The sequence below is a fragment of the Planctomycetaceae bacterium genome (assembly GCA_039680605.1).
Lineage (GTDB): Bacteria > Planctomycetota > Phycisphaerae > SM23-33 > SM23-33 > JAJFUU01.
In genome coordinates this window covers 25,950-37,232 of sequence record JBDKTA010000029.1, presented here as the reverse complement: position 1 = coordinate 37,232, position 11,283 = coordinate 25,950, and the positions used below count along the sequence as shown (strand labels likewise).

General features: G+C 63.8%; 10 protein-coding genes. 2 read left to right on the top strand and 8 right to left on the bottom strand.

From position 1 onward, the window contains the following. Nucleotides 1-429: 429 nt before the first annotated feature. Both recA and ABFD92_09100 read right to left on the bottom strand, forming a co-directional pair. On the bottom strand, nucleotides 430-1,533 hold the full coding sequence (recA, locus tag ABFD92_09105; protein MEN6504683.1) for a recombinase RecA: 1,104 nt from the start codon (nucleotides 1,531-1,533) through the stop codon (nucleotides 430-432). A gap of 314 nt (nucleotides 1,534-1,847) precedes the next feature. Next, on the bottom strand, nucleotides 1,848-2,372 hold the full coding sequence (locus ABFD92_09100; GenBank protein ID MEN6504682.1) for a four helix bundle protein: 525 nt from the start codon (nucleotides 2,370-2,372) through the stop codon (nucleotides 1,848-1,850). Nucleotides 2,373-2,475: 103 nt separating this feature from the next. Here ABFD92_09100 and ABFD92_09095 point away from each other — a divergent pair, with 103 nt between their 5' ends. Further along, nucleotides 2,476-4,764 (top strand): Tex family protein, encoded by a 2,289-nt coding sequence (locus ABFD92_09095; GenBank protein ID MEN6504681.1) that lies wholly within the window; start codon nucleotides 2,476-2,478, stop codon nucleotides 4,762-4,764. 154 nt (nucleotides 4,765-4,918) lie between these two features. After that, entirely contained in the window at nucleotides 4,919-6,481 is a 1,563-nt protein-coding gene (locus ABFD92_09090) for a hypothetical protein (GenBank protein ID MEN6504680.1), read from the top strand. Between the two features lie 61 nt (nucleotides 6,482-6,542). Here ABFD92_09090 and surE read toward each other — a convergent pair whose 3' ends face one another. From surE to ABFD92_09060, 6 genes are all read right to left on the bottom strand, one after another. Then, nucleotides 6,543-7,319: a 5'/3'-nucleotidase SurE gene (gene surE / locus ABFD92_09085; protein MEN6504679.1), complete on the bottom strand. Its 777-nt coding sequence runs from the start codon at nucleotides 7,317-7,319 to the stop codon at nucleotides 6,543-6,545. Nucleotides 7,320-7,404: 85 nt separating this feature from the next. Continuing rightward, on the bottom strand, nucleotides 7,405-8,094 hold the full coding sequence (locus tag ABFD92_09080) for a hypothetical protein (protein MEN6504678.1): 690 nt from the start codon (nucleotides 8,092-8,094) through the stop codon (nucleotides 7,405-7,407). A 4-nt stretch (nucleotides 8,095-8,098) separates the two neighbouring features. After that, nucleotides 8,099-8,977, bottom strand: a complete 879-nt coding sequence (locus ABFD92_09075; GenBank protein MEN6504677.1) for a TPM domain-containing protein — start codon at nucleotides 8,975-8,977, stop codon at nucleotides 8,099-8,101. Next, on the bottom strand, nucleotides 8,970-9,602 hold the full coding sequence (locus ABFD92_09070) for a LemA family protein (protein ID MEN6504676.1): 633 nt from the start codon (nucleotides 9,600-9,602) through the stop codon (nucleotides 8,970-8,972). The genes ABFD92_09075 and ABFD92_09070 overlap by 8 nt, the downstream gene beginning before the upstream one ends. Nucleotides 9,603-9,705: 103 nt before the next feature. Continuing rightward, a complete protein-coding gene (locus tag ABFD92_09065; GenBank protein ID MEN6504675.1) occupies nucleotides 9,706-9,936 on the bottom strand; it encodes a DUF1778 domain-containing protein in 231 nt (76 codons plus the stop codon). 240 nt (nucleotides 9,937-10,176) lie between these two features. Then, nucleotides 10,177-11,139, bottom strand: a complete 963-nt coding sequence (locus ABFD92_09060; GenBank protein ID MEN6504674.1) for a sugar phosphate isomerase/epimerase — start codon at nucleotides 11,137-11,139, stop codon at nucleotides 10,177-10,179. Between the last annotated feature and the right edge of the window lie 144 nt (nucleotides 11,140-11,283).

Here is an 11,283-nt window from a genome sequence, read left to right as displayed (position 1 = left end):
TTGTAACAGCGTCGAAGATACATGCCGCCATTGTGGCGACGGGCGTTGCCAGGGTGCAATCCACTTGGTCTTCACTACATTGCGTTTGGCGGGCTGATCGGATCCAAAACAAGTGAAAAGACCCTTTTGGGGTAGCAGAATGCCGCCATTGCACCGCCATTCCTGCACAAATCGACCGAAAATAATCTGCATAAATCTATAACTGCGGAAGTTGGGTTAGCGGCGGGGCTTGCCCCGCGCGTTTTCTGCCGCGCGACTTGCCCCAAATACGTTCTTTCCACTTGAGCGAAACAACCGCGCGGAGCAAGCTCCGCCGCTAACACACATGAAACGGAGCCCGAGCACATGGCCCGGGCTCCGAGATTCTGGCAGCGCCTTAACTTTTCTCTATTCCTCTCCGCGGTCTCTGCGGACTCCGCGGTGAGAGTCTTATTCTTCTGCTTCGCCTTCGTCTTCTTCCCCCGCGGTCTTAACCGGGCCGGCGTCGGAGGCCGTCGCGTGGGCGGCCATGACCGCGGCGCGGATCTGTTCGGTCACGTCGGGGTTGTCCTTCAGGAACGCCTTGGCGTTTTCGCGGCCCTGGCCCAGGCGGATGTCGCCGTAGCTCAGCCAGGCGCCCTGCTTGGCGACGATGTCGCGTTCGACGGCCAGGTCGATCAGGTCGCCGGTGTAGCTGATGCCCGAGTCGAACATGATGTCGAACTCGGCGGTCTTGAACGGTGGGGCGACCTTGTTCTTGACCACGCGGGCGCGGGTGCGGCTGCCGATGGCCGTCTCGCCGCTCTTGAGGGTGCTGATGCGGCGCACGTCGACGCGCACGGAACTGTAGAACTTCAGCGCCTTGCCGCCGGGGGTCGTCTCGGGGTTGCCGAACATCACGCCGATCTTCATGCGGATCTGGTTAATGAAGATGATGCTGCCGCGGCTCTTGGCGATGGCGCCAATGAGCTTGCGCATGGCCTGGCTCATCAGGCGGGCCTGCAGGCCCACGTGGCTGTCGCCCATGTCGCCTTCGATCTCGGCCTTGGGGATCAGCGCCGCGACGGAGTCGACGACAATCACGTCGACGGCGTTGGATCGCACGAGCATCTCGCAGATCTCCAGCGCCTGCTCGCCCGTGTCGGGCTGGCTGATCAGCAGCTCTTCGAGGTTCACGCCCAGGCGGCGGGCCCAGGTGGGGTCCAGGGCGTGCTCGGCGTCGATGAAGGCCGCCACGCCGCCCTCTTTCTGGGCACAGGCGATCACGTGCAGCGCCAGGGTGGTCTTGCCCGAGCCTTCGGGCCCGAACAGCTCGCAGATGCGCCCGCGCGGCATGCCTTGGCCGCCCAGGGCGATATCCAGGCTCAGCGCGCCAGTCGAGATGCCCTGCACCGAGACGATCTGGTCCTCGCGCATCTTCATGATCGCGCCGACGCCGTAGTTCTTCTCGATCTGCTTAAGGGCGGTGTCGAGAGCGTCGTGACGCTTCTTGTCGACGGCGGCCTTTTCCTTTTCCTTGTCCGGCCCGGCGTTCTTGCGCGATTTGGGTTCCATAGTGTCCGCTACCTTGACCATTGCTCTGTCTCCCGAACTGCCCCGCCAGCCCATCCAGGCCGCGGGCATACCTTGCTGCGGCGTCGCGCTGCGGCGCCGGGGCGCCCACACAAAAGCGGGCACCATTGCCGCCGAAGCCTTTGCCCGGCGGCCGCAACTACTGTAAGGTACCTGTTCGGCTAACACAAACCTAAACTTTAGATTATTTCGGGAGACCGTGCCGCCGAACTGCCCGGCAGTCTACGCCGCGCGTCGATACATCGCAAGCGGCAAGTGGCGACTTGGGTTGGAGGGCTGGTTAACTGGTTGATTCGTTAACCGGTTGATTGGCTCGAGCCTGGGGGTGGAGTGTTCTTGGTGGCCTGTCCCTCTTCCACGATCCGCTGGAGCTGCGATTCGAATGCTTTACGCCGCGTGGCGCCTTGATCCTTCTCCCGCACCTGCTCATTGAGATATCGCTGCCCTTTGATGGGGGAGTTCTGGAGCGTATCGGCCCAGGCGCGCAGTTGACGCGAGATGGACTCGGCGAGTGATTTGAGATCTGAAATTTCAGATTTGGGATGTTTGAACCGCCCCAGGCGGTCCATCAGCAGCAGCATCGACCGCACCTCGCCGGCCGAACCGCGAGAGTAATAAAGGAATGTAAGCAGCTCATTCGTCGTGCCCCGCTCAAAACCTTCGGCGATGTTGTTGCAGACTGACAGGGCCGCCCGCTGAAGCTGGTTGGCCAGGTCGCCTTGAAAGGCGAAAGCCTTATCGGCGGTGATGGTAAAAACCTTCTCTGTCAGCGTCATCCCCGCCTGCCAGACGGGCAGGTCTTCAAAACGTTTGTATTTCATGGGTTCATCCTACCCGCCATGTCACAGGCTGGAAAGCCTGTGCCACCATGCGATACAATCACTGCATGTCTTCGGAGCAAGAAAAGGAGTTCCCGTGACGACCATGGACGTTCCCGTAGCTGACCTGGCGGCGTTTGTGCCGCAGATTGTCAACGAACTCAAGCTCTCGGCGCGGCAGGTGATCGCGACGGCCGAGCTGCTCGAACAAGGCGGCACGGTGCCGTTCATCGCCCGCTATCGCAAGGAGGCCACCGGCGGGATGGACGAAGTGGCCGTCATCGCCGTGCGCGATCGCCTGGAGCAGCTGCGCGAGTTGACGGCCCGCCGCGCGGCGATCCTCAAATCCCTCACCGAGCAGGGCAAGCTCACCGACGCTCTCAAGGCCCAGGTGGCCGGCGCGGCGACGCTGTCGGCGCTGGAAGACATCTACCTGCCGTATCGCCCCAAGCGCCGCACGCGCGGAACCATCGCCAAAGAGAAAGGCCTCGAGCCGCTGGCGCAGAGCATCTTCGAGCAGACGGCGGCAGACCCGGCCGCGGCGGCCGCAGCGTTCGTCAGCGCCGAAAAGGGCGTCGAGGACATCGAGGCCGCCCTGGCCGGGGCGCGCGACATCATCGCCGAATGGATCAATGAAGACGCCGGCGCCCGTGCGGAGATCCGTCACCTCTTCGCCAGCAAAGGCATCCTCAAGTCGCGCGTCATCACCTCCAAAGAAGCCGACGCGATCAAGTACAAGGACTACTTCGACTGGTCCGAACCGATCGCCAAGGCCCCCTCGCACCGCGTGCTGGCCGTGCGCCGCGGCGAGAAGGAAGGCTTCCTGATCCTGGAAATTCAGCCCGACGCCGAGGAAGCGGTCGCGCTGCTCGAGCGGCGGTTCGTCAAGGGCAGCGGCCCCGCTGCGGCGCAGGTGAAGGCAGCGGTGCATGACAGCTACAAGCGGCTCATGTCGCCCTCGATCGAGACCGACGTGCGCCTCGAGAGCAAAAAGCGGGCCGACGAAGAGGCCATCCGCGTCTTCGCCGACAACGTGCGGCAGTTGATGCTGGCGGCTCCGCTGGGACAGAAGCGCGTGCTGGCGGTGGACCCGGGCCTGCGCACCGGCTGCAAGATCGTCGTGCTCGACGCGCAGGGCAAGATGCTCCACCACGACGTGATCTTCCCGCTCGAGCCTGCCAACCGCAAAGACGACGCCGCGGCGATGATCAAGTTCCTCTGCCAGCGCTACGCCATCGAGGCCATCGCCGTGGGCAACGGGACCGGCGGGCGCGAGGCCGAGGCGTTCTGCCGCGACCTGGGCCTGGGCGCGGGCGTGGCGGTGGTGTCGGTCAGCGAGAGCGGCGCGTCGGTCTACTCGGCCAGCGAGGTCGCCCGCGAGGAGTTCGCCGACTATGACCTGACGGTGCGCGGGGCGGTTTCGATCGGGCGGCGGCTGATGGACCCGCTGGCCGAGCTGGTGAAGATCGACCCCAAGAGCATCGGCGTGGGACAGTACCAGCACGACGTCGACCAAGGCGCCCTGAAGCACTCGCTCGACGACGTGGTCTCGAGCTGCGTCAACGCCGTGGGCGTCGAGGTCAACACCGCCAGCAAGGAACTGCTCAGCTACGTGGCCGGGCTCAGCGCGCGCCTGGCCGCCAACGTCGTGGCGTACCGCAACGAGAACGGGGCGCTGATGAGCCGCGCCGAACTGCTCAAGGTCTCGGGCATGGGACCCAAGACGTTCGAGCAGGCCGCGGGCTTTCTGCGCATCCGCTCCAGCGCCAACCCGCTCGATGCCAGCGCCGTACACCCGGAGCGATATCCTCTCGTCGAGGCGATGGCCCGCGACGCCGGATGCACCGTCGCCGATCTGATGGCCAAGCCGGAACTGCGCGAGAAGATCGACCTGAAACGCTACGTCAGCGACACCGTCGGCATGCCCACGCTGACGGACATCATGGCCGAGCTGGCCAAGCCCGGACGCGACCCGCGCGAGAAGTTCGAGGCCTTCAGCTTCGCCGACGGCGTGCGCAGCGTGGGCGACCTGCAGCCGGGCATGAAGCTGCCGGGCATCGTCACCAATGTCGCGGCGTTCGGCGCGTTCGTCGACATCGGCGTACACCAGGACGGCCTGGTACACATCAGCGAGCTATCCGACCGGTTCGTGAAAGACCCCTCGGAGGTCGTGAAAGTCCAGCAGCGCGTGATGGTGACGGTGATGGCCGTCGACACGCAGCGCAACCGCATCTCGCTGTCGCTCAAGACCAACCCCGGCCAGAAAACCGCCCCGCCGCCGCGCGAGGCGGGAAACTCCAAACCGCGCGAAACCGATAAACGATCCGGCAAGGGCGGCAAAGACGGCCGAGAACCCCAAGGCGGCGGTTGGTTCTCGGACCTGCTGAAGCAGTAGCATGGGCGTCCCGCCCATGAGTAGCACGGGCATCCTGCCCGTGAGTGGCACGGGCGTCTCGCCCGTGCTCCCCATTCTCTGTTTTTCCATTTGTGCGCAATGGGCGAACCCGCCGACGGGCGGTACAATACTCCCATCTTCGGGGAGATGACCTATGCCACAAAGACTGATATCGGCGGGGTGGGTTGCGCTGGGCATCCTGGGGCTGATCCTGATCGCCATCCTCTTTCTGGTCGGCCGTTCCCCCTCGTGCGCGGCGGAGACCGGCCCGGCATGGAAACGCCGCCTCGTGGCCGCGGCGCTGGGGCTGCTGGGCATCGCGAGCGGATGCAATAGCGACCCCTCGAGCGATTGGCTCAAGAGCTTCAGCGGGCACAAAGCCCCCGCCTCGGCCCCAGCGCCGGCGGAGTTCGACCAGGCGGCGGAGCGTTTTTCCCGCAACCTTGATAAGATCGAGGATTATCCGGACAATCAGATAATCTCCGACCGGCTCGCCAGCCACTTGATCAAATGGCACAGCACCGAATCGGAAGCCTTCCACACAGCCGTCAAGGATCGGACCCTGAGTGCCGAGCAGCAAGCGACCGTGAAGAAGCTTGATGCGCGATCTGAGCAGGTACTCGAGGCGATCTACAATGCTCAGGCGTCTGAGATCCCTCTAGGGGAGGCGGGGAAGTATTGGGCAGGGCTGCAGAGTCTTTGGCAAACTTGTCTGGCCGAGGCAACGTCAAAATATCAAACCCCGGACAAGATCGGCGATCGCAAGACCAAGAGCGAGTCGCTCTGCCTGTGCATAAAGCAGATTGATGGGCTGTACCTGGGGGGATACCTGGGCCTGCCGGAAGCTTTTGCAGTTCGCAATGAATTCAAGATGATGGCTGAGATGTTGTACGCGACGCAAATCCCGGATTCGCTTGCGCCGGAGTGGAAGAAAGCTTCACCGCAGGACCGCCAGCGTTTTTTGGAACGGTTCCGAGAACTTCTTTTGAATGAACCTGAGCACGATGTCCTGAAGCGGATAGAACGTCGTCTGCCCTACCTGCAAAAACTTGCCGAGGCGCCCTCGATCCGAAAAGAGGTACTCCTCGCTCTTGCCTTCAGCGCCGGTACTGACCTGGCCCTGTCGAAGAATAATTCCGGCGAGCTCGCAAAGCAGACTTGGGACATCCTGGATCGCCTGGTAGAGAAGGCCAGCGTCTCCGGCGATCTGGCAAAAGAGAGCCAATGGAAAATGATCGTTATGGCCTGGGCCTTGGAGGCTTGGCCTAGCCAAGCGGTGTCTGATGCGCAGATGGATTTCATTGCCACGTATTTCCAGCGAATACCTCAAGCCGCGGAGACATTGGCGGCACGAAAGCTGCTGACAGCGGCCGAGGCAAAGGCTTTGACCTCTGCCGCCCAGAACATTGGTCGCGACCTGGTCAGTCTTGAACGAGTCCGAGGGACCTGCTACCTGGTCGACTTCTCTGGTGTGATTAAGGACACGATTAAGAGATTACAGCAGCGAGCGACTCTGCTGCGGCAGATGCTGGCTCAGCAGGCTGTTCGAGTTGAAGTCGTCGAAAAGCTTGTTCCAGTTATGAAAAGCGACCTTTCGACGCTCCGGGAAGAAGATATGCAGAAAAGCCTTGATCCCCATGAGCTGGCTGATGCCCGTCGCGCGGCCGCCGAGGCGGAAGAGGCCATCAGGCAGATCGAGGCGATGCTCAAGCGGTGACTAACGTGTTGCTTTGCTCGAAGAACTGCCAAAGCGGCGGCTCTGGCCGCCGCACTCCATATTACGCCGGCGGGGCGCCCCAGGGGATTTCTTCGAGTTTGGCCATGTTCGTGCGGCTGGTCAGGTCCACGTGCAGCGGGGTGATGGTGATGAAGCCTTCGTCCAGGGCTGTCACGTCGGTCTCGTGCTCGGTGGGGAAGAACCCGTACGTGTCGCTGAGGCGGTACGCGCGGCCGGGGATGTTCACGTCGAGCTCGTAGCGATCGTCGAGGCCGGCGGTGGATTGGACGCAGACCCGCACGCCGATGGGCCAGCCTTCCTTGAGCAGCGGGATATTTACGTTGATGACCACGTCGCGTGACATCGGCCCGGCCAGCAGGCGGTCGAGCACCCAGCGGCACAGGCGGCTGCAGCGGGCGAAGTCGGCCGTCCCGCCGGTCATCTTGGCCGAAAACGCCACCGCCGGGATGCCGCACATGACCGCCTCGACGGCCGCGGCGACCGTGCCGCTGTAGAACACGTTGACGCCGACGTTGGCCCCGGCGTTGATGCCCGAGAGCACCAGGTCCGGCGGAGTCTCCATGAGGTTGCGCACGGCCAGCCGCACGCAGTCAGCCGGTCGCCCGTCAACGCTGATGCCCCCGAACCCCCACGCCCCCTCGCCGACCTTGACGTGCTGGGCCGTCAGCGGGTGCGTCAGCGTGATGGCATGCCCCGCCGCCGACTGCGGCGTGTCCGGCGCGACGACCGTCACGTCGCCGACATCGGCCACGCAAGACCGCAGCGCCGCCAGCCCCGGCGCGAGAATGCCATCGTCATTGCACACGAGGATCTTCATGGCAGAAGATTATGCCTTACAACGTAGAAACGGAAGGATGGAATAGTGGAATATTGAAGCATGAAAATCGGAGGCGGATGCTTTATCACTCGACGATCAACTCGTTGGGCAACTCATCGGGATTGGCGGCCGTCGGGGGGAGCTTGTCGGCCAGCAACGTTCGGAGCTGCCCCAGCGCCTGTACGTATGCGTTGGCAATCATCTCGCCTTTGCCGCTGTGCAGGCCCGCCACGAGCGTGTCGACAGCCGCCTGCCAGTCCTGGGTCTTCACGACGGCGTTGACGGCCGCGTCGCCGTAGACCACCGCCACGCGCTCGAAGAGGAACCCCGCCAGCAGCAGGCCCGTGCCGTCGCCGGTCTTGAACATTCGCTGCTTGATGAACAGGGTCTCGGCGCGCTCCAGGGCGGCTTGGCGGCGCTCGGCGGCGGAGATCAGCCGCGACGCCACCGCCCGCACCTTGCCCAGCAGCGCTCCGAGCACGAAGACGATCGGCGCGCCGATGACCCACGGCGTCCAACTGCTCAGCAGCGTAACCCACACCGCCCACGAGCGCGCGGCCATGATCGTGCAAACGGTCACCATCGCTCCGGCCACGATGGCGTACGCGGCGAGTGCAACGGCACCGGCCAGCAGCTCGACGCGATAGTAAGGCCGCGAGCAATCCACCAGCGCGGCGACGACCTCGGCGTTGGTGGTGCGCTCCAGGTCGACGATAGCCGCCCGCACGCGGGCCTTCTGGTCGTCATTGAGCAGTGTCAGTGCGATATTCTTCATGTCGTCACCAGCTCCCCGACGCCCCGCCGCCGCCGCTGCTGCCGCCGCCGAATCCGCCAAAGCCCCCACCCCCGCCGCCGCCACTGCTCCAGCCTCCGCCCGAGCCGCCGAAGAATCCTCCGCTGCGGCCGCCCCCGGCACCCAGCCCCTTCATAAACGCGATGATCGCAAACAGCCAGAAGAAAGCCGCTATGCACGACCAGATCAGCAACCCAATTGCCCCGATGGCGACGATCAGCCCCAGCAACCCGCCGATCTTGTGCTTCTTCCATATCAGGCCCGCAACGCCGCCGCCGATCATGGCGACAATCGCGCCCAGGAAGAAGCGCCCTTCGCTGAGATTGTCGAAGTCACGCTGCCAGCGGCTCGATGCGTCAAACTCGCCGGTGAGCACCTTGGCGATGGCCTCGCAGCCGGCGTTGATGCCGGCCGCGTAATCGTTGTTCTTGAACGCCGGCGTGATCTCGTATCGGATGATGTCGCCGGCCGTCCCGTCGGTCAGCTTGCCCTCGACGCCGTAGCCGCTGTGGATGCGCAGCTTGCGGTCCTTGACGGCGATCAGCAGCAGCACGCCGTTGTCCTTGCCCTTCTGGCCGATCTTCCAGGTGTCGAAGACCTTCTGGGCATAATCCTCGACCGGCTCGCCGCCCAGCGTCTCCACCGTCAGCACGACGATCTGGACGAACGGCTCGCCATCGGCGTAGCCGCGCAGCTTCTGCTCCAGAGCACTGCGCTGCTCGGCCGTCAGAACGCCCGCGCGATCGTTCACGAAGCCCTGGGGGCTGCCCAGCGGCGGGGCGTCGGCTCGCGCCGGCACCGCCAGCGCCAGCATGCATGCCGCCAGAACCGCTGCGGCGAATCGGCTTTTGAGGCGCCTAGTCAAACTTCACCGCCGGGGCGGTGGCTGCCCGCTCTTCGGCCTTGAAGTACTGGGCTTCCTTGAAGCCCGCGCGGTCGGCGACCATCGAGGCGAAGAATCCGCGGCGCGTGGTGTTGTAGTCGCGGGCGGCGTCGTTGAACCGCTTGCGCGCCACGGCGATACGGTTCTCCGTGCCGGCCAGTTCGTCCTGCAGGCGCAGGAAGCTGTTGTTGGCCTTGAGCTCGGGGTAACGCTCGACGACGACCATCAGCCGCGACAACGCCGACGAGAGCTCCGACTGGGCCTGCTGGAACTTCTGGAACTGCTCGGGGTTGGTCACCTGGTCGGCCTTGATGACCGTCTGGGTGGCTTTGGCGCGGGCCTCGATGACGGCCGTCAGCGTCGACTTCTCGAAGTCGGCATAGCCCTTGACCGTCGAGACGAGGTTGGGGATCAGGTCCATGCGGCGCTGGTAGGTCGTCTCGACATCGCCCCACGCGCTCTTGACGCCCTCGTCCAGCTTCACCAGCGTGTTGTACGTCGAGATGTAGTACATCACCGCCGACAGGACGATAAGGGCGATGACCACCAGGGCAATGATCCACCCAGCGGCCTTGCCCGACGAACGACGAAGCTGCAACGCATTCATGGCGTTCCCTTTCAGTTAGCCGGCGCCGGCTCCTGGCCGGCCCCGGTACGACCACAGAAGAATATGCTAACTCGCCGAATACTGCGAGCGTTCTTTATGAGGCTCAATCAACGAACTTGCCCCTCAGCGCACACCCATCTCGCGAACCCTTCTTGAGGCGCTTCAGGAGTTTGGTGTCCGAGAGAATCTCCTCCATCTCCGCGTCGAAGTCATCAAGATGTGACAAGGCCGCATCGATAATGAATTGCGAAACCGTTTGCCCCTGTGCTCGCGCGGCGGAGCGAAACAGTTCGTAAACGTGATTATCGAGCTTGAGCGTGACAGTCTTGCGCATGATGAACTCCCGCATCATTATTATACAGAGAAGCGGCGGGCCGAGTGATGCTCGACCCGCCGCCTGTTGTCGCTGCTTCGTCGTGGCTGTCGCCCTTTGGGCTCCCGCCACGGCACCGGGCATCCCGGAAAGTAGAGAGGAGAAAGTAGACCGCGGAAGAGCGGCCTGGTTTGAATCGGGACCTATCCGGCCGCCTCAACTCTCTACTTTCTCCGCTCTCCCGCTCTAGCGGCTTCGCCGCTAGAACCACCACGCCTTGCCGACCTTATCGCGGATGATCAGGCCCTTGAGGTAATTGACAGCCTTCTCGAAGCCTTCGCCCATGCTCATCAGCGAGTCTTCGTGCTCGATCGAGATCACGCCGTCGTAGTCGTACAGGCGGAGCATTTCCATGAACGGCTTCCAGAACTCGTCGCCGTGGCCGTAGCCGACGGTGCGGAAGACCCAGCCGCGGTTCTTGACATCGCCGTAGCTCTTGACGTCCAGGTTGCCGCACGTGCCGCGGGCGGCCGGGTTGATCCAGCAGTCCTTGGCGTGAACGTGGAAGATGCACTTGTTCTCGCCCAGGTAGCGGGCCGACTCGACCGGGTCGATCCCCTGCCAGAAGAAGTGGCTCGGGTCGAGGTTGGCGCCCAGGGCCTTGCCGGCGGCATTGCGCAGGCGGACGATGTCTTCGGGATTGTGCAGCACCATGCCCGGGTGCGCCTCGAAGGCGATCTTCACGCCGGCCTTGGCGGCGAAATCGTTCTCCTTCTTCCAGAAGGGGATGATGACCTTGTCCCACTGGTACTTCGAGGCCGCCGCGAACTCATCCGGCCACGGGCAGGTGATGAAGTTGGGCGTCTTGTCCGTCGGCGAGCCGCCGGGGCAGCCCGAGAAGTTGATCACGACGGTGTTGAACTCGGCCGCCAGCAGCACGGCGTTGCGATGGGCGTCGGCGTGGGCCTTGGCGAGTTTCTTGTCGGGGCTGACCGGGTTGCCATGCACGGCGATGCCCTGCACGACCAGGCCGGCGCCTGCGACCATCTTCTTGAGCTCGGCCAGGCGGGCCTTGTTCTTGTGTACGCCCGAGAGCTTCCACGGGTCGCCGGGGTACCCGCCGGCCGGCAGCTCGATGGCGTCGAGCCCGACCTTCTGGCAGTACGCCAGGGCGTCCTTAAGTTCCATACCGCCGAAACACGCCGACATCACGCCAAGCTTCATGATGGTCTCCTTTGGTATCTAGTCAGGATACGATCTAATTTGCCCAGGTGCCGTGGCGGCCGTCGCCCAGCCGCCATGTCCCCGGGGCGTTCAATTATGCCCTTCGCAATCGCAGATGCAAGCATCCTTCCCGTATCGCGGGCG